Here is a 19,768-nt window from a genome sequence, read left to right on the forward strand (position 1 = left end):
TCAATTGCCTCCCTTTATCAAGATACTTTCTTTAAATGATTTTTCGATTAATGTGTCGAAGTCGTTGATGACTATGCCTCTATCTTCATCAGGATATTCAGCGAGAGTCAGCTCTCGTGCTTTAGCTATAGTATGGCTTCCATTAAATTTTGAGAAAATGAAGAAAGAAACGTTGTTCAGGTCGAAATATGAACCCTCCTCAATATCGAACAACCAGCACATACCGTCATCGACATCAAGTTTGTAGAGGACATACTGGTCGTTTAGGCGAAGCATATCTGAGTCATCTATGCCCAACACTGGGGATCCTCCGCTAAGTAGTCGCCGGTCATTGCATAGGCAGTCGCGCGGCAACCGCCACATCGTGGTATTAGCTCGCATTCATTGCATTTGCCCTTAAGGTTGTCCTTGTTTCTTAGCTGCCAAAGCAAATCCGACGTATACCATATTTTGAACACTGAGTCTTCCAGCAAATTGCCAATAGGTATCCCCAATCGCCGGCACGGGAGGACTGTTGCGTCGGGCAGAATACATAGACTATCGATGCCTATTGAACACATCGCTCCCAGATCAGTATGAACCGGAGTTTCTATTGCTGCTTTCGATCTCTCCGGATCAAGAAGTACCCAAAGGGAGCGGAACTTGAGAATCTTAAGCTTCGTGCCCTTCTCGTATTCTTCGTCAGCCCTACCAGCAACATATTGATAAATATCTCTCAGCTCTGTTGGTGATAAGACGAGGTGAGACAAAGCACTGCCAGATCCAGTTGGAACAAACCGCTCTATCGTAATAGCATCCACGTCCTCTTCGATAGCCAACTCAATGAGACGAGAGATATCTTTAGCGTTCCCGCGATGAATCGTGAACATCAATCTCACGGGGATGTTGTTCGCCCTCAACAAGCGGATGCCGGTAATGGCTTTAGCGAAGGAACCTGTGCCCCTGATTGAATCGTGCGTTTCTTCCGTACCGCCATCTAGTGATATTTGAAAGCTGTGAAACTTGCTGAACGTTTTCAGTAATTGTACGGTTTCAGACGTTAAAAGAGTGGCATTTGATAGAACTTCAAACTGGGCTACAGCAGGGGATTCCTGGAGATACTCAAGAAGTTCGGGTAAGTCATCACGTAAGAGCGGCTCGCCACCAGTAATAGCGATCTTGCCTCTCGCGTTCCATTTGGTCAACGCGAGACAAACTTTGTCGGCGATTTTCTTAAGCTCATCAATGGTCAGCTCGCGAGCGTCCGAATACTCCGTTTGATAGCAGTGTTTACAGCGGAGGTTACAGCGATCAGTTATGTGCCACTGGAAATAGAAATCATTATCGACCTTCGCCAAATCATGAATAGGCACTAATTCAGAACCTCCAATAAAGATTAGATTAGTCCATTCATCAGCACTATTCAAATGTTTTGAGATTTAGTACAGATTTATTTCAGAGAGGCCTGCACGGTTTTTCCTGATAAACCATGCCGTTTTTGATACGTATGAGAAATAATACGAAAACGTTTCAAGAATAATACAGTTCAGGATAGACTGCAGGTCTTAATCTTGATTTCTTCATCGGTAAATCCGTAAAGCTCATAAACGAGCTGGTCGATTTGGCGATATTGGGGCGCTTTTTCATAGATGACCCCGTCCACTAAGAAAGGTTAAAAAGCACGACCTGACCCTTTCAAAAAACAATGCAGAGACAAAATCCAGGGAAAATCGTGTTTAGTGGATCAGTAGCCGTGTGTGATAAACCAAAAATCAAGAATGCTAAAAGTAAAGACGCGACCCCTTATATGCGTGGTGGATCAAGATCAGAAACTTAAAATGTTAAAAGGCACGACATGACCCCGTTTATTAGAGTCTAACGTGGGTTTAGTGTAGAATGCAGCACAGTTGGAATTATTTGGGTTCTGGGGTGGGCGCAATAAGGTGGATAACTAGCTTCGAGACAATTGTTTTACTCGGATTCGTCATTATTACCATGATTTATTCTATCGTTTGTTTCATTCATGGCGATTGGGCTTTGGGAATCTTCTTAGCGCTGGTCTCCTGTATGACTGCCGTTATTGGTCAAGGTCTCCATAAAGATAAAACCGCTCGCGACCTCGCCCAGGGGAAGCATCTACGGGAGTCCGAGTATCCCGATACTTATGATAAACTCACACCTGAAATATCAAAAATGCTAGTAGGGGCAATGACTAAAGTAACTGGGCTATTTGTTTTGACCGTGATAGTTATAAGTTGGCGAAAGGCAACTCCTTGGTCGATTATCTTTTTAAGAGGCATAGTTGCTGCCATAGTATTCCCCCTGGTAAGTTCTTTCCTAGTCTTTGTTGCAGAGTCTCTCCCGCGACTGAAAAAGCACTAAAACCTGATAATTCAAGACCTGGCCCAGTTTACGAGCGACCCCGTTTACAGGTAGTCAAATTGTTGATGTCTCATTTATCTTTTGCGCTTTCAGATGCCTGTAACGCGATGACCGGCGCGCCTGTTTTGTCCGGCAGTGGTGCTTGACCCTTGTTAAATATCGAAATGTCATACCCATCATTGAGAACTATTATGCTTGGCCTATAGAGTTTCGCGTCTGATAATTTCTTTACGTATCTCGCCAAGGTCGATCTGTCCTCTGTAATAATAAAATCAATGCCGCGTGTTTCTGCTTGAGCCATAATTTTTAGGTCATCCTTATATTTGGCCTTGGGTTCTCCTCCTCGTTCCAGACCGCCTAGCTGATACGCGATATCAGCTGCTTTAATCGCATCTTCATAGTTAAACGGCAGAACAATGAAGTTGCCCGTATTGTATATGGGCACAATTGTTTGTTTTTGATGAAATTCGGAAATTACGATAGTTGATAAGAACATGCGGTATGAATTATCACAGAAGTATTTATAATATCTTTTTGCGTCCGCATGGTTACCGCGCGTACTGTCAAACACAGGGACCAAGAAACTTGTATCAACGAGGATCGAGAATGTCTCTCCCTTAGCCATTATTGCCCCTTAAGTCTTCTAGCCACGCTGTAACGCTAGGAACATCCTTCCATGCTAGCTTTGCTTGCTTTTCTATTCTTGAAAACTCATCCTCATCGAACCGTGGGTTATAGTTCTCGAAAGAAATGAACCGCTCGTCCTTAAGTTCGCCTGTTTCAATGTTTCTCATAGCGCTAATTCTAACAAGCTGATTTTTATACAATCGGTTTTGTTTATCCGCCATTAATTCAGATGCTCTTGTGCCTATCTTTACTGTCTTTCCGCCTTCAAGTTCTATATGCACATTCGGAATAGTTTTACCGCCCATGTCAAATACCCTTCCATATAGATACAGCTCAACATCTACCCAATAATCCGGCCCCGCCTTAAAATCTGTGTCTTTAGAAATTGTTATGACTGGGGCGATTGAATTGTCTTCCCCGAGAGAAACCTCATATACGACATCCTCATCGTTTTTCGCTTTCTTTTGCCAGAGCTCGATTACTTTTGCCCTACCCGGGTCTAATACTGTTAAGTCTCTGCCTTCTCCAAGTTTCTCTAGCGCATCAAAAGTACTATCTAATTGCCCTGCGTGGTTGTCGACTACATCAACAGCGACTGAGCCATTTTCCATGCCAGCAATCACTTGTGTTAAGTCGATTCGCTTACCCCCCTTAATAAATTCTTCTATTTCAGATAGAAATTCCTTTACTAGAGGGATTGTGAGATAAGCCAACTCCACGTCTATACCATTTATTTTGTTTTGAAGCCGAAATCTCATCTTCCGAGTATCACTCATATATGTCAGCCTTCCGTAACTTTAAACACGCTTTCACGTCAATAATAGACCAAAGGCAGCATTTTGCCTATTTTTCCTTGGCGATTTATATCGCAGTTCAAGACTAAGATAAGGCCTGCTTGAGGTTTTTCGGTTTGGCGGTCTGGTCTTGGTGATTCAAGATTCAAGACCAGACATCATTTAACTACATGCATTACTCATCATCCCATACGACCGCGATACATTCTTCTCCAAACATCGACTCGATAAGTTCAACTCGCTCAGGATCAGAAGGACGCTTGGGAAAAACAATGCCTGGAGATACATCTTTGCCCTGGCTTAACTGAGATTCGACATATTTCCATATTTGTCGTATTTGTCTTTGCACATTTCGCCTAGCACCTTGCGGCGTCATCGCATCCCAATCACTATCTTTTACCTCAACAACGGCAACAAGGTTTCCATCCGACTCCACATGAATATCGATTCTTCCTCTACCACCACCTGGTTTATGAACAGCCTTCTCTGTCTCAACCGTCCCTTCTGCAGTGTTTTGCCAAGTGTTCTGGAGATCTTTGTGAGCCAATTTGCCTTTCTTCAGACGTACAGGCTCCTCGCGCTTACTGCTCACTTAGTAACATCCTTCCACAATCTTGATTTCGTCGGGGGTTAGGCCGTTAAGCTCATAAACGAGCTGGTCGATCTTCATTTCCCGCGCTCTTTTTTCCAGGTTCTATTGTGTTGGATGATCATATTTAGCAGCAAGGTGCTCCATTTCATATACTAGACGCAATAACTCTGCGGTAAACATTACGGTGCTTTCTGCATGGTCTCCATTGGGCGCTTCAAGAACATGTGTGGCATCGTTTCCATGATCCTTAATAAGAGTTACCCATTTTTTCATAGGTGGGGTGACATATCCTTCTTTTTCAAGATGGCTAATATAGTTAATGAACGTATCTCCTTCTTTTGCACCTTTTTCAACAGCGACGTGCATCAATATCTTTCTACATATGAGTTCTGCAGCGGTAAACGCGTTTACTGACATGCAGCGCCTTGCTTCTCCATAAGCAGCATCGGTCTCGCTGGGCAATCCTTCGATTTGGGGTCCGAAAAGCACACCAGGGTATATCGCTTGATCTAAAGCAAGAACAGACGGATTACCACATTCTGTACACCAAAGCCATTTTATTGTCGGGCCACCTGCAACTATGTCCGCTGCGACAACTGCGCCGGAAACGCGGTTATTGCAAAAACTACAAGTGTATGAGTGCCAAGCATCTGCAGTAGAACCATCATAACGCTGTGTATGAAAGCCCCTGTATCTCTTCATGTTGACTATTCTCCTTCCACAATTCCTATTTCTTCGGCGGTTAATCCGTAAAGCTCATAAACGAGCTGGTCGATTTGGTGATTTAATTCTGGCAATTCAAGATTCAAGACGCGACCCCACTTATTATCTCTTGTATTCTGATGTTTAAACGGTCTGATAGCTCGCGTTAATCAATCTCTTTGCTTCTTCGATGCTTTCTGAACGGTCTACTCGCACTTCAAGGTTTCCGGTCCCAAAGTGGCCAATATTCTTTACATTCCTTGTTATTCTTAGGGGATCATCAATCTGATCCGGCGAAATCTTTAGATATAGCAGGACGTTCTGCTTGTGTATTTCCAGGCAACAGAAGTTCTTCAGTGTTCTGTATGCAATGTAGTCCTTTCGGACTGCTTCCTCAACATCGTCACCAAGGTTCGTTATGTATTCGCGAATTTCTTCAAACAGCGGAATCGTGCTTGCTGACCCTCGTTTAACGTGATCCTCTATTGTGGCCTCACGGTCATTGACCCTTGTCTTCCCTTGCTTCTTTTGGGGTTCGCCTTGCCCTGATTCAACTCGATCAAGAAGAATAATGTCGTTTCTAAAGGATTTATACTGAACGAGCTCAATCGGTCGACCGATTTGTGAAATTGCATATTGGTCATATTTCGTAAAACTTCCAACGACACAAATCACACGAGGGCTGCTCCAATCTATTTTTACACCCTGCCCAAGCTTCTTAATCACCAACAACTCAAAATCGGCTTTATGGTCAAGCAACCAGTCCAAATAGAATAGCGCTTGATTCATTACATTTACGCTTTCTTTTAGCTTGTATTCAATGATCACGGGTGAATTGTTTTCATCCAAACCAAGAGTGTCGATTCTTCCACCGTGTTTATCCCCGGTTGGATGCTCCGTCGCTAATAGCTTGGCAGAAAACAGAAGCTCTAAGTTGTTCTCAACAATGTTTTGCAGTTGTTTTTCAAGCAAAATAGGATTCTTCTCAATCTTCTCCGCGCTTTCCTTTCCTATCTTATACAGCTCCATTGTCTCCCCCTTCTATGGTATTTATAAATACGCCAAGATTTAATTCGTATATGAGATAATCTGCTTTCAACTTCTATTAATCCATAAAGCTCATAAACGAGCTGGTCGAAGTCTATTTATTACTATCCTCTTTTGGTCGATTCTCTATCTTTGCAATAAGTTTCTCGACTTGCATAAGCCTATCTAGGTACAAGTCGGCCTCGCCGTCTGTTATCTTCTTGCCGGATCGCTCAACGTATATCTTCTTCATTTTGTCCCTGAGATTTTTAGAAAAGATATAGGGGTTATTCCTACTGCTGGATATCTCGCCCATCTGTTTTTCCTTCCACTATCTTGATTTCTTCAGAGGCTAGGCGGTAAAGCTCATAAATAGGCCAGCATAATTGCTTATTCAAAATCGTGATAATTTATTGTCATGAGTGGAGACTCTACTTTTATTTTGATGGAATCATCATCATCAAGTGCCCTAATTGTTTTATCCAAACAAGATTTGTCTCCACTGATATTTGCATCGTGAAGCAAAATCTTTGACTTCCCTAGCGGTAGTGAGACACCAAAAAGGTCAACTGAAGACACCGCCGTTTCAATCTCCATTGGCTTTGTGCCGTCTACAACTTTTAGCAATTCAGTTGCACCGACTTTTGTCATGGTTAGGGTTACTGACTGATTGCTTCTGTCAATTCTGCCCGACCGTGATACTTCTGCTAAGGTTGCTAGGGCCACCTTGTCTGAATCGGTCATATCATCCGAAAACGTGATTAACATGCCCGATGAAATCTGAATGTTAAGTGCCGCTATGAGACCTTCCAGAAGCGTCTGGCGCCACTCTGGCCATTCTTGTTTCATATTGATCTCTATTTCAGTACTCATTCCGTTTTGAGTATTGATAATCTTCAGCTTCGACCCTAATGCAAGGGATCTAAGAAACCTTTCGCAGTCAACAACTTCCTTGATGTTATGACCGTCGTACGCAAGCTCCCACGCCAACTCGAGTTTTTTCTTTTTCCGATTCATAACAACGCTGAGGAGCAGAGCAGGTTGTTCTTCTTTGTTGCTGATAGCAAACTCTTGCCGACCCTGCCGTTCAATTTTCATGTTAATAGGACCTAACTGGGTATCTTTGGTTTCACCTGGCTGATCGATAACAAAGGTAAGCAAGATTTTGTCAAAAGCATCTGTCGGTCCCATTCTTACCAAAGCTGGCTTAGCGCCCTTGTTCAGCCCCAGGAGATCCTCTAGGTCAGAAGTCCATTCTGCAATATACTCGCCCGGAATTTCAACTGGTACACCCCGGTCAATAAAATCGGTTAGAGCTTTCTGGTTCTTTCGTCCTTCCGTAGTGTTGGGGAACCGAAAAATCGTGTGAACATTGAGTGGTGGTACACTTTCATTTTCAAAACTTCTTGGCCGAATGGCAATCCGCGGGCCATCTTCGGTGATTGATAAATCATACAAGTAACTTGAATTAAGTTGCTGGAGCGAATCATGAAGAACTTGCGCTCCATCTAAGATATCTGCCGCGCTACCTGAACCCAGCAAACCCTTATCGTCAAGATGAGCATTTAAGATCTTAAGCTGCTCAGTCACATTAGGAAAATAATGATTCTTAATTTCTTGATTAGTGTGAAGCAAGTACTCAAGTCTTCCCGCGCCCCAATAATCGATTTCTATTGGATTAAATATCTCTTTTAGACCGTCAAACCATTGCTTTTCCTTTATCGTAAAATCAATTGGAATACACAGCGTCCACGCTACCGGCTTGTTGAATGTAGCCTTCTGCAAAGAATCATGTATCTGTTTCTTTCTTGATGTGTTTAGACGACCAATAAAATACTTATGTTGAAATACGTGCAGCCCATCTGATTCATTTGACACACAACAGTCGATTCCATTGTCTCCGCCAGATCCATCAATAGGTTTTGCCGACGGATACTTAGCAATAACAATTTGATTGCACATTTCTTCAAATTTCTTTGGGTATCCTAGTGTCGCGAAGTCAAACTTCATCAAATGCTCTCTCTATAATTTTGATTTCTTCGGCGGTTAATCCGTAAAGCTTGTAAACGAGCTGGTCGATTTGGCGGTCGATTGCTATGATTTGTCGCTCGCACAATACTTTATTGTGCTGTGACTGGCTTGCGTCATCCTTGCTGTGGAGGCTAACCATATTGCCCACAAACGCTTCCATCTTCGCAGTAGATTCTTTGTCCATTCGTGGTAATGGAAAATCAGATAATGACGCTTTTCCAAATGCATGGTATCCGCCCCTAAAACCCGACCCGACGTGTTTGACATAATAGGTTAGAATACTGGAGTTTAAAATGCCTAGTATGACCCTTTGACTGTAGCTAGTGTCAGCCTTCAGCCTTATTGCATTACCGCCCGCGGTGCCACCACCAAGAAAATAAAACCTTCCGATTTTATCAAAGGCAAAGTTTCCTTGCTTACTTAAAACTTGGACAAGAATCTTTGGTTGACAATACAACGTAAGGTTCTTGGGGTACGGGTACAGCCACCAATTCCCGAGGTCTGTCTTCGACCTCCCTAGCAACCGTGTTTTACATTTCGAAAGATAATCAAAAGTACGCGGATAATTGTCCTTCAGCGCCTCTTCTGCTATCGGGGAAACTGAACTTCCGGTAACAATATATGGAAATATCACAATATATTTGTACTCTGGGCTTGCATACCTAGATATCTCAGAGCCCTTTAGTAGCGGGCGAAGAAGTTCGGATTCAAGTAGTACAGTCTCGCCGCCAAGTTCCGCTGAAGCACATAGCGACATACCATCTTGTTCATTTTCGACTTGCAAGACAAAAACCGAGTCAGCGCTTGTCGCAAGACCTTGATAAATTTTTTCCACTACATTTGTTAACTTTATTGGCATCGACGCGAGTTTTTGAAAGATGCTCGACCCAGTTAACAAAAACCGCCAAGGCTCCTCACTCATTTCGCTTGCGTTAATTGGGGTCGCATCAACGGCTGGATTACTAATCCAAGCACTTACATTGGTTACGGGTGTGAAAAGGAATGAGTCTTGTTTGGCATTGTTGAGGAACAGCAGGCAGGTGTATGTGGACGCTGCCTGAAATATTTGTTGATCACCAAAGTAAACGATACTGCTTAAAGCTCCGAGTCTCGATATCTCACGTCTTAGTGGTCGTCCATATTGCGTGGTGAAGAATTTATGGGGCAAGATTAAGCCAAGCAAACCGCGTTTGTTGAGAAGCTTCTGTCCCTTTTCTACAAAAAGCACATATATATCATAATTTCCCTCTCCAGATGCTACATATTGCTGCCCATAATAGGTGGACACAAACGAGTTGCTATTAACAAAAGTCTGAGTCCTAACATAAGGCGGATTCCCAATTACGACGTCAAACCCGCCGCGGTCCATGATTTCAGGAAACTCGATTTCCCAGTCCATAGGATTTATACTGTCCATTTCTTCGGGATCAGGAATTAATCTATCAGCAAAATAATCCGTCCCGATCAGAGAGTTACCACACTTAACGTTGCCGCTCAGGTCAGGAAGCACGCGCTTATCAAACAATGTTCGCTGGGTCTCCCCCTCGAGTACTTTTAGTAGTAGCGACAGCTTTGTGACCTCGACCGCTTGGCTGTCGATATCAACGCCGTGGATGTTGTTCAAAAGAATCCGACGCCGCTCCGGCAGAGTGAGCCGATATCCATTGCTGGATTCGTATAGCTTCGGATCTTTCCTTTTCAGCAGTTTGGCCGGCTCGTGATTTGAGTAGTCCTCGAGGTACCAGTCGAGCAAGAACTGATATGCGCCTATCAAGAACGACCCTGAGCCGCAGGCAGGGTCAAGAACTTTCAACTTGTCGACGTCTCCCGGCGTCTTGCCCTCAACCAGCTTCCCTACCGTATTCTTGACGATGTAATCGACGATGTAGGTCGGCGTGTAGTAGACGCCGCCGGCCTTTTTAACCTCTGGTTTATCTTCGACCTTGGCTTGATGTCCTTCGGTGAGACGGATTACCTTACCCAGGAAGCGTTCGTAGACCTGCCCTAAGATATCAGCAGATATGACTGAGAACTCATAAGGGCAGTCCGGGTAGTACAAACGTTTGACGATTGCTTTGAGCGGTTTGTCGTCGATGTTGAGACCGGGCGTCAGGTCGTCCGGTTCCTCAGCATTGTCTTTTTCTTTTTTGAAGTGGAACAAACCGGAGTTATATCGTTCGTCCGCCGCAAGAAAGTGCTTTAGAAGTGTTCGATAGACGTCTGTCCCCGCAGCGATCTTTTGGAGATCCCCATAGCTTTCAATGCCCCGGTCCTCGCAGATACGTAGGAATATGATCCGATCTATGGTCTGTTGGACGGCGTAATTGAGTTGTTCGACCGTGAGCTGGCCGTTCCGCAAGGCGATATTCTTCGCCAGTTGTTCGCGCCAAGACTCGATCTCGGTCAAGAACGCGTCGTCGACCGATTGGGTCCCCCGCTTCTTATCTGACGCGGCGTACTTATCGAAGGCGCCCTTTAAGATGGCGTCTTTTGCGAAGATACCGGCGATCTCGTCCCATTTGTCGGCGTATTCTTTGTAGGAGTAGTAGTTCAGGCGTCCGACGCCAGCCTTGTCGGTCGCAATAGGTTTGGTCCGGCAGTCGTAGACTGCAAACTCTTCGAAATCGGTGATTATGCCCAGCGGGAGTTTGGCCGACCAAGCATAGCGGCGGATTTGAAAAGCGACGCCCGCATCATCTTTTAGATTGACAATCGGTTTCTTGGCTTCAACGTAGAATTTGCGAGTGCCGCCGATGCGGAATTCATAGTCAGGCTTCTTGGCTTGCCCTTCTACCGCAACTGACGCTTCGCGGACGACATCCTTATACTGCTCGGCCATGCCGGCCTTATTGGCAATGTCCCAGCCAAGGGCTTCAAAAAAGGGATCAATGAACTCTGTCCGAAGTTCAGCTTCGCTATAGGCGCCGGCCCGCAACGCTTCCCTGTTTTCCTCAAAGCGCGCGACAAGATCCAGAATCTCTTTTGGAGCCGCCATATAATGCCTTTCATCATGTCTCTTGGATGCATTGCAGACAGCGTTATATTACCATTTTGAAGGTCGGGTTTAATAGGATGCGGCCTACGCCTAACTGCGGCCGCCCCTGCGGGAATTAAGTACTTGCTTAGGTGCGCGCGCCCGCGAGGGCGCTGAGGGGTCATGACAAAAGAGGATTAAAAAGCTTTGCCGGCCGTAGGCCGTTAATTCCTTTTACTTCATAAGTCCTACCCCACTCCCCCTTATCCCTTTTCCTTTCCCGTCCAAAAAGAACCACGAAAGATAAAGGAAGATTTAGAAAGAAGACTTCATCATAACCCTCCGTAATAATCCGTCAGGGACGACCGACGTACTTTGAGTGATTACTCTTACGCCGGCAATAGGTTTTAAACGGAGAAGAACGGAGAAAAATGACGATTAGATTAAAGAAGATATTAGTAGAAAAACCCGGGCCGGAAACAAGAAGAAAGACTTTATATATAAAAGTACGGGGTTCGTGCGCCGACGCCCCATTTCGCGTCTGTCCACTTCAGAAGGCATATCTGGCCTCGATTTAGCTCGTTTATTTGAGATATTGTAAATCTCAACCAAAGCCATAGCATTTTCGATGGATTTTAAATTACAGATGCACAGTATTCTATCTTTATAATACTTTGTCTCCAACGCCTTGAAGAAGAAATCGCCACAGCGGCTCGACATCTATGATTGTGTCGCCATGCGTAAAGGATTTCCCGCCTCTACGCGTTACTATTATCGCTCGCTTTGTGCCTGCATGCTCATCGAGAAATAGCTTTAAACCAAGAAAGCGGCGATCTGTCCAATCAAACTCATCAACGTATTTAGCTTCAATCGGTATCGGTGACTGCGCTTCTCCGAAAACGAAATCAACTTCTCGTTTATCCCGCGTATAGTATCCCGGTTTTATTCCGTCCCGCGTGAGTTTTAGATAAACGGCATTCTCGGCTTTTGCGCCCAAGTCGCCCTTGCCTGTGATTATCGTCTTCATGCCTGTGTCCGTAAGATATATCTTCTTGGCCGTGTAGACACGCTCGGTATGCGATGACGTCCATTTTGTCATAGCGCTAACTAGAAATGCCGCTTCGAAATACCCTATATACTCACGAGCCGTGTCTACTGAGATCCCAAGGGCGCGGGCTAGCTTTGTATAACTGGTCCCCGACCCAACCGATGCCGTAAGTAATTGGTATAGGTCCTTCAGCACGTCGGCTCGCCGTATCTGATACAGACGCATGAGGTCCCTAGCGATTATGTCATCAAGCAAGCCGGCCAGATAATCTTCGCTTGGATTAAGGGCGTTTTCGGGATAACCTCCATCTTGTAGATAGTCCTCGACGAGCTGCTCATACTTGTATTCTTCAGCGCCACTTATGGATTCATTCCTGAAAAGAAGGTACTCCGCAAAGCTTAATGGATAGACTATGCTCACGAACTGACGACCCGTCAACTTTCCCCCTTGACTCATCAGTAGAGAAGCTGTCGATCCCGTGCAGACAACCTTTACATTCTCATGATCATAAAGTGCCTTAAGCTCTATCTCCCAATCCTTGCTTTCCTGGACTTCATCTAACAGCAACACAAGTCGTCGATTTCTATCATGAGCAAATATCGCCCGGAAGTTTCGCAGATGATCAGAAATCGAAACACCGGCCAGTTTGGGGTGGTCTAACGCTAGATAGAAGACATCAGTTGCCTTAACGCCGTGTTCGAGAATCGCCTTGATGAGCTGCTTCAAAACTGTTGTCTTACCCACGCGGCGACTACCTATGATGATATCTATTTGCTTCTTGTCGATATGCTCCGACAAAGGTCTAACGTAGCTAGGGCGCAGGATGCCCGTGTCAAAATGGCTTTCTTCCCACCACGGATTAAGAGCGTAATAAGTTTCCTGAACTGTCATTATTCATCACCTGGTTATCATTATATCAAAACCGTCGATTATATTCGACGGTTTATGGCAAAACCGACGATTACGTTCGTTGCTGGAAGAGCTCGCTAGGCTTTGCTTTTCTTACTCTTTGGAGTTGGTGTTACCCCGTTTCCGTTGATAATTTAGATTGACACCCCGGTAAGATCTCGACCCTTGCAAATCTCCTCACGCAGTATTTAATGGTGGTGGTTAATGTAAACCATCTATCATATGAGACTAATGAAACGTACGATTCTAACTATTGAGAGCGTGAACCCTCACTATAGATTGACCGTAAATACAAACAATAGACTGTACTAGATCGGGGAGCTTGCGAATCACCTTAGTCTCCATTATTCTTCAACCAGTAAGGTCAATTAGGGAGGCAACGATTAAAGACTACGACCGGGTTTTTCAGTTCAAGGTGGCGCTTGACGATATCAAGCCGCCGATATGGCGGCGTATCCAGGTGCCGGAAACATACACGTTTTGGGAATTGCATGTCGCCATCCAGGACGCGATGGGTTGGGCTGACTATCACCTTCATTGTTTTTTCCTTACCGATAATGTGACCCGGCAAATGCAAAATGTGGGGATGCCCGAACTCGATTTGCGCCCAGCCGTTATTCCGGATCAGTCATTTCCTATCGCGAACTGGTTTAACATTACGCGAACGCGCGCCCATTACGAGTATGACTTTGGCGATGGCTGGCGACACACAATCGTCTTCGAGGGAGCCCTGCCACGCGAAGCCGGTGTCGTATATCCTGTCTGCCTCGCGGGTAAACGAGCTTGTCCCCCGGAGGACTGCGGCAGTATTCCCGGTTATGAGCGCCTCTTGGAAATACTCAATAACCCCCAACACGAAGAATATGAAGAGATGATCGAGTGGCTTGGCGACGTGATCGACCTTGAATACTTCGATGCTTCCGAGGTCGTTTTTGATGATTTGGTCGAGCGTTGGAGAATGGCAAACGAATGATTCGGCTGCTTATCCCTCTTTCATTAACGACAATATGAACTTGCCAAATGGCAGAATATCGTTATTCAGATGGCCTTCGTTAAGCGCTTTGAAGTATCGCTCACGTTGCTCAGCTCTAATAGTCATCCATTCGTATCCGGATGTCAGTAATACGTAGTTCATCAAAAGTCGTGCTGTTCTTCCGTTGCCGTCTGCATAAGGATGGATTGCCACAAAGAAGTAATGCGCAAGAATTGCTCTTATGACATCGCTGTCAATTGAGTTAATGGATTGCTCATAACTTTCCATAAGATCAAGCAATTTGCTTTGAGCCGGAGGAACGTAACTGGTTCCACGGATAAACGCCGGAGCGTTCCGATAAATCGCAAGGTCAACCGGTTTCACAATGCCGCTGTCGGCAGAAGGTTTGAATAGCTGATAGTGTGTGTCCTGTACCAATTCTTGAGAAACTCTTGCTCTCCCGAAATCATTCTTGACCTTGCCGATGATAAAATCAAAAGCTTCAGCATAACCTAAGATCGCCATACGATTTTCTATCTCTTTGATGTGCTTGTCCGTATCCTTCACCTTAAATGGAACCTTGCCGAAGATAACGGCATCCACATCTTCGGGAGTTATCTGGTAGCCTTCGAGCGTAGTCGAATGGTAGATGTCGTATCGCTTGTGCTCCACGGCAGTCTTAACCAATTCATCAAGAGTCCTCTTTGGCAGCTCCTGGATTTCGCCAGGAAAGGTCGTTTCAAGGCGCTTTTCAAAGACCTGTATGTGCTCTTCTTGCTGGGAAACCCACGGAGCGATAAGCTCGGGTTCCTTAATTGACGCCGTAGGCTCTTTGGTCTTATTCTTCCTACTCGTACGATATATGGTATTAGTTCTAATGATCTTCTCAAGAGCCGACGCTAAGTCACCTCGTCCAGACTCTTCGGCAATATTGATAACGCGGTTCAAAACGATCGGCTGAGGTCTTGTTAAATAGAGCGCTTCGATGATTCGAACATTGAACTTTGTTCCTCGGATAAAACTCATATAAGCAGACGGGACTTCCACCTTCCGAGAAACAGCGTCTGTGAGCACCCTCTCCGGTACGTCTACAGATAGCTTGCGACCGACCACATCAACCGATTTGGTCAATCGAGAATCAAAGTCCTTGTCTTCAACGACCAAAACCTTAAACCCGAACGGTAGCACAAATGTCCTGTTTATTGGTTTAGCGGACCGAACAAGTAGGTGTTTCTGGTCCTGTTCGTTTCCGACCAAAATCTCAAGTGCGGATTCGGCCCTTATCGACCAGGGCTTGTACCGATCAAGAAATCTTTCAATGATTTGCCAGTAGAGCAAGAGAAATAACTGCTCCGGCTCATCTTCCGGTTTCTTAAGAATAAAGTGTCCGCTTATAACCGGAAACAGAAGCTTTTCACGTTTGAGCAGCTCCCGAACCGCGCGATCGGGAATATTATCCTTAGTTGCGACAATATTTCCTCTTTTTAAATTGTCAGCCCACGCTTTAAGGGCTCGTTCTCTTAGTTTGTATGTTCTCATGCGCAACCTTTAGCAATAGGAGTTGATATTCACTATCAAAAGTGTGTAAATATAGGCTATCAATTCTGCGTTAATATCCACTATCAATTATACAGAGTATCTCAGTAAATTCAAGGACTGGAGAGTCGTCATGTTGCGGAAAGTCGCCACTATTTAATATCTGGTGACTTTACGTAACACTTGCTAACCGTCGATTATAATCGACGGTTTATTGCAAAACCGACGATTACATTCGTCGCAGAAAGAGCTCGCGTTGGCTCTTCTCTTCTTCAAATTCCATATTTATAGTCTTTGTTATGATAGTCAATGTATGGGGTGACTATCATGGCGCAAACTATAAAGAAAATGCTTTCAAGCTGGTTGTCTCTCTTGACGCTGGCGCCGCGTGTTGAGCTCGTGTAGGCGCTTCTCTTTTTCTTGTTCTATTATCGCCTCAAGCCTTATCGTCGCGATTTCTTCCAGCGAGAACCGCTCGGGGTTATGGTTTGTACGCCATATCCTGTCCCCCGCAATCGATCGCACTCCATAGAAAGCCGCCTTGGTCGTGATGCAAGTCGTAAAATAGTGAAGCTTGAAGTCGGTCTCCACCTCGGTCCAACCGTGCAAAGAACTCCTTATCTTAGGGTCCCGGAAATCCTTCATGACCCAATCCATCAGGTCTGCCGCCTCTTCCGCTCTTTTCTCCTTCTCGAATATCCAGCAGACCAAAGGGAACTCGTGCTTCTTGAAAAACCACTGGTCGGAAAGATATGCGGCGATGTAGTAGTCTATCTGCCGGCGGATCTGCCCGAGCTTTTCGGTCCCCCTGTCGACTTCTAGGTAGATCGGCACGCGCTCAGAGGGGTCACCAAGCCGGACATCCATTCGAGCGTCCGGCCGGAGCACCATGCGGTCGGCGTATTCGTCTTCCAAGAGATTCAGGTGAACCGTCTCCGCGGCGTCTTGAGCGATCCATATATCAAAATACCCCCGTCGGAAACCGTTAGGCCGCTCTTTTGAACATTCGAGACGCAAGAACTCGATCACCGCATCGTTGGCGGCGAGTCTATGTATAAGATGAGTCGTATTGCCTGTGGGCATCTTCTTCAAGTGCTGCCGGAAATCAACGAGCCAATCCGCTTTTTCCATGGTTCTCGTGCCTTTCGGGCTGAGTTGATAGACAAACGGATGTGTTCCTTCTTTTCTGTCTCGCGGCGGCCTGTACCTGAGCAGCATCCCATCGTCATAGAGTTTCTTCAAGTGTCGCTCGACGGTCGCTGGGCTTGCGCCGTCCTTGAGGAGCCGGTGCGCGTTGTGCGAAGAGAACCGGCCCGTCAAAATAGCGAGATTCCAGATGTCCCTGTCGATCGGGAGCAGTTGGTTCTCGAAGTACTCGAGCGCGCTGTTTCCGTACTTATTTAATCTGGGTTTCCGTCCCATTTGTAACACTCTCCTTTTGACAGCAATTTGCCAACAAAATTCTGAAAAACGGCCAAAACCGTTACAAACTTAAAGAAACAGTTTAGGAATTTCCGCAGGTGAGAGTTAATGGGTGTAACCGGCTAGTAACACGAATAGTGGCCTGAGCTAACTGACACGGAAGAGGTCGAAGGTTCAAATCCTTCATCACCCACCATCGTTGGGAGGCGATTGATATGGAGAAAAAAGGCAAAGTAATTCTCATCGGGTGCGTGGTTGTCTTTCTGCTTTTCTGTTTGATAGTTGCCGCCATAGGCGCGGCTATCGGAATCCCGGCGTACCTTGAGGAACAACAGGTGCAAGCGGAAAAGAAAGCATATTACAGCGCGGCGAGACTTTGGAACTCGACGGTTCCTGAATACGACCAGGCTAAGGCGGATTTCGGGAACAGCTTAGGGGATGTGGGGGTTTTACGCACCGATTTAACCCTTGCCTTGGTTGATGGAGACAAGACAACTGTGTCGCAAAAGGCAACCGAGCTCTCCAAAGATATGGCAAGCTTGGAAAAGGCTCTTCAAGATATGAAATCATTAAATGACGATCGTAAGACAATCGTATCCGACCTTAAGGCGGCCATGCAGATCAATGAGGGCGCTAACCCCAAGGAAGCCTACGTCGATAAGGCCGACGAAACAACAAAAGACACAGAAGCGTTACTGGCCGAATGCGACAAGTTAGTTGCTCTTATGAAGGAAGAACAGACATGGTATGAAAAATACTTGGTCGGTACGGCGGATACCGTGGCAATAATGAAAGCATTGACCGATCTCGGCACTCAGGTGAATGAACAAATTTTGACCATTCAGAGCGCTACGGAGAAAACGACACAACAAGGCACAATGCCGGTTAATTAATGCCGGCTTTCCAGTTCCCTCCCCGTGTATTAGCCTAAGGAGGCAGCAGGTAAAAGGGGTCGGGGTTTGCTATTCAACCTTTTGGTTTTTGTTTCTGCAAGCGGTATCCTCACGCTAGAATCCACCCTCCCTTTAATTCCCTCCCCTCAAGGCCTTACTCCTTATGTATATACTACTGGCTATAAGGAGGATTCTTGAACGACACGATTTTCAACAAACGCTATAAGGTTATCGAGAAAATCGGCGGCGGCGGCATGGCCGACGTCTACAGGGCCGAAGATCTGGAGCTCGGGCGGATCGTCGCGCTTAAGATCCTGCACAAACATTTCGCCTCCGACGAAGGCTTCTTGGAGCGTTTCCGGCGCGAGGCGCGGGCGGCGGCCAAGCTCAACCACCCCAACATCGTCAGCATTCACGACGTCGGCGAGGAAAACGGCGTCTATTTCATCGTCATGGAGTACGTCCAGGGCGTGACCTTAAAAAAACTGATTCAAAAAGACGCGCCTTTGCTGACCGAAAAGGTCGTTCACATCGCTATGCATATCGCCAAGGCGATGGAGTTCGCGCACCAACATGAAATCATTCACCGAGACATAAAACCACAGAACGTCATCATTACCGACACCGGTGAGATAAAAGTGACGGATTTCGGTATCGCCCGAGCCGGCTCGACCAGCACGATGACTCGGACGGGCGCCGTCTTGGGAACCGCGCATTACGTCTCACCCGAACAAGCACAGGGCGGCGTGGTCGGACCGACGACGGACATCTATTCCTTGGGTGTAGTTATTTACGAAATGGCCACGGGTGAGCTGCCCTTCCGCGGCGAAAACCCGATTGCGGTCGCCCTGAAACACATCAACGATACCCCGTTGCCGCCGCGCCGCGTGTTCGCCGCGGTGCCAGAGAGTCTGGAAGCGGTTACGCTCAAGGCGATGGCCAAGAACCCGGTGGACCGCTACCGGTCGGCCGAGGCGCTGGGCGACGACCTGAAACGCGTCGTCGAGAGTCTGCCGGTCAAGGTCATTGGCGCGGTCCCGGCAAACGGTAATCCATCCGATATGACCAAGACAATGACCGCTCAAACATCTCCTCCGGCTGCGCGACCGGCGCGTAAACCAAAGAAGGGCTTGATTGCCGCTATCATCGCTGTCATCGCTGTCGTCGCTTTATTGATCTTGGGGGGCGCCGCTTTGGTTTACACTCTGCTCAGCGGACCATCGGTCGCCGTACCTGACCTGCAGGGCAAAACGCTTATCCAAGCGCAAAGCGCCGCCGAAGCGGCCGGCCTGAAACTCATTGTCGAGAAGGAAGTCTTTAACGATACCGTGGCCCCCGGCCGGGTGGTTAGCCAATTGCCGGCGGCTGGTGAAAAAACCAAGAAAGGCGCCACGATTAACGTTACTATGAGCAAAGGTTTGGAGACGGGGAACGCGCCGGACCTGACGGGAAAAACCCAAACCGAGGCTGAGACTATGCTGAAATCGGCGGGTCTGGCCCTAGGCAACGTCTCTCAGAATTATAGCGATACGGTAGCCGAGAGCCAAATTATTTCCCAATCGCCAAAGGCCGGCACCAAGATGGATAAGGGCGGCAGTGTTGATATTACAGTCAGCAACGGCATCGAAGGCGTTGAAGTTCCCGACGTCTTCAACAATACTGTTGACGCCGCCACGAGCATTCTAGAAAACGCTGGCTTCAAGGTCAGCCGGTTCGACGACTTCAGCGACACGATCGCCAAAGACCACGTGATGAAACAGAATCCGGCGGCTGGCGATACAGCGAAGAGGGGTTCGACGGTGACTATCACCGTTAGCAAAAAGACAGAAACCGGTCACCCTGATCGACCTGACAAGAAAGAATAAGAGGGTCAGGCTTCC

General features: G+C 46.5%; 17 protein-coding genes. 3 read left to right on the forward strand and 14 right to left on the reverse strand.

Features of this window, described 5'->3' with window-relative positions; all coding sequences use genetic code 11:
* The 12 genes from WC891_00070 to WC891_00125 form a co-directional block, all read right to left on the reverse strand.
* Complete coding sequence (locus WC891_00070) at nucleotides 1-297, reverse strand: PqqD family protein (protein ID MFA5866349.1); 297 nt, start codon at nucleotides 295-297, stop codon at nucleotides 1-3.
* Nucleotides 288-1,352, reverse strand: a complete 1,065-nt coding sequence (locus tag WC891_00075; GenBank protein ID MFA5866350.1) for a radical SAM protein — start codon at nucleotides 1,350-1,352, stop codon at nucleotides 288-290. Before WC891_00075 ends, WC891_00070 begins: the two co-directional genes overlap by 10 nt.
* A gap of 789 nt (nucleotides 1,353-2,141) precedes the next feature.
* A complete protein-coding gene (locus WC891_00080; GenBank protein MFA5866351.1) occupies nucleotides 2,142-2,291 on the reverse strand; it encodes a hypothetical protein in 150 nt (49 codons plus the stop codon).
* 140 nt (nucleotides 2,292-2,431) lie between these two features.
* Entirely contained in the window at nucleotides 2,432-2,986 is a 555-nt protein-coding gene (locus WC891_00085) for a PIN domain-containing protein (GenBank protein MFA5866352.1), read from the reverse strand.
* Entirely contained in the window at nucleotides 2,979-3,746 is a 768-nt protein-coding gene (locus WC891_00090; protein MFA5866353.1) for a hypothetical protein, read from the reverse strand. The genes WC891_00085 and WC891_00090 overlap by 8 nt, the downstream gene beginning before the upstream one ends.
* Nucleotides 3,747-3,957: 211 nt before the next feature.
* Nucleotides 3,958-4,374, reverse strand: coding sequence for a hypothetical protein (locus WC891_00095; GenBank protein MFA5866354.1), 417 nt, complete (start codon nucleotides 4,372-4,374; stop codon nucleotides 3,958-3,960).
* 102 nt (nucleotides 4,375-4,476) lie between these two features.
* Complete coding sequence (locus tag WC891_00100; protein ID MFA5866355.1) at nucleotides 4,477-5,076, reverse strand: DUF4145 domain-containing protein; 600 nt, start codon at nucleotides 5,074-5,076, stop codon at nucleotides 4,477-4,479.
* Nucleotides 5,077-5,220: 144 nt separating this feature from the next.
* Entirely contained in the window at nucleotides 5,221-6,105 is an 885-nt protein-coding gene (locus tag WC891_00105; GenBank protein ID MFA5866356.1) for a DUF5655 domain-containing protein, read from the reverse strand.
* A gap of 112 nt (nucleotides 6,106-6,217) precedes the next feature.
* Nucleotides 6,218-6,418 (reverse strand): hypothetical protein, encoded by a 201-nt coding sequence (locus WC891_00110; GenBank protein ID MFA5866357.1) that lies wholly within the window; start codon nucleotides 6,416-6,418, stop codon nucleotides 6,218-6,220.
* Nucleotides 6,419-6,492: 74 nt separating this feature from the next.
* Nucleotides 6,493-8,115 (reverse strand): hypothetical protein, encoded by a 1,623-nt coding sequence (locus tag WC891_00115; GenBank protein MFA5866358.1) that lies wholly within the window; start codon nucleotides 8,113-8,115, stop codon nucleotides 6,493-6,495.
* Nucleotides 8,102-11,128: an N-6 DNA methylase gene (locus tag WC891_00120; GenBank protein ID MFA5866359.1), complete on the reverse strand. Its 3,027-nt coding sequence runs from the start codon at nucleotides 11,126-11,128 to the stop codon at nucleotides 8,102-8,104. The genes WC891_00115 and WC891_00120 overlap by 14 nt, the downstream gene beginning before the upstream one ends.
* A gap of 643 nt (nucleotides 11,129-11,771) precedes the next feature.
* Complete coding sequence (locus tag WC891_00125; GenBank protein MFA5866360.1) at nucleotides 11,772-13,046, reverse strand: ATP-binding protein; 1,275 nt, start codon at nucleotides 13,044-13,046, stop codon at nucleotides 11,772-11,774.
* Nucleotides 13,047-13,386: 340 nt separating this feature from the next.
* Here WC891_00125 and WC891_00130 point away from each other — a divergent pair, with 340 nt between their 5' ends.
* Nucleotides 13,387-14,037: a plasmid pRiA4b ORF-3 family protein gene (locus WC891_00130; GenBank protein MFA5866361.1), complete on the forward strand. Its 651-nt coding sequence runs from the start codon at nucleotides 13,387-13,389 to the stop codon at nucleotides 14,035-14,037.
* Between the two features lie 9 nt (nucleotides 14,038-14,046).
* Here WC891_00130 and WC891_00135 read toward each other — a convergent pair whose 3' ends face one another.
* Together WC891_00135 and WC891_00140 are read right to left on the reverse strand one after the other, a co-directional pair.
* Nucleotides 14,047-15,576: a Fic family protein gene (locus WC891_00135; GenBank protein MFA5866362.1), complete on the reverse strand. Its 1,530-nt coding sequence runs from the start codon at nucleotides 15,574-15,576 to the stop codon at nucleotides 14,047-14,049.
* A gap of 351 nt (nucleotides 15,577-15,927) precedes the next feature.
* A complete protein-coding gene (locus WC891_00140) occupies nucleotides 15,928-16,995 on the reverse strand; it encodes a replication-relaxation family protein (protein ID MFA5866363.1) in 1,068 nt (355 codons plus the stop codon).
* A 215-nt stretch (nucleotides 16,996-17,210) separates the two neighbouring features.
* Between WC891_00140 and WC891_00145 the strand changes: the two genes are divergently transcribed.
* Nucleotides 17,211-17,888 (forward strand): hypothetical protein, encoded by a 678-nt coding sequence (locus WC891_00145; protein MFA5866364.1) that lies wholly within the window; start codon nucleotides 17,211-17,213, stop codon nucleotides 17,886-17,888.
* Nucleotides 17,889-18,082: 194 nt separating this feature from the next.
* Complete coding sequence (gene pknB, locus WC891_00150; GenBank protein ID MFA5866365.1) at nucleotides 18,083-19,753, forward strand: Stk1 family PASTA domain-containing Ser/Thr kinase; 1,671 nt, start codon at nucleotides 18,083-18,085, stop codon at nucleotides 19,751-19,753.
* Nucleotides 19,754-19,768 lie beyond the last annotated feature (15 nt).

This window comes from Actinomycetota bacterium, assembly GCA_041658625.1.
GTDB lineage: Bacteria > Actinomycetota > JAHEXW01 > JAHEXW01 > JAHEXW01 > JBAZZW01.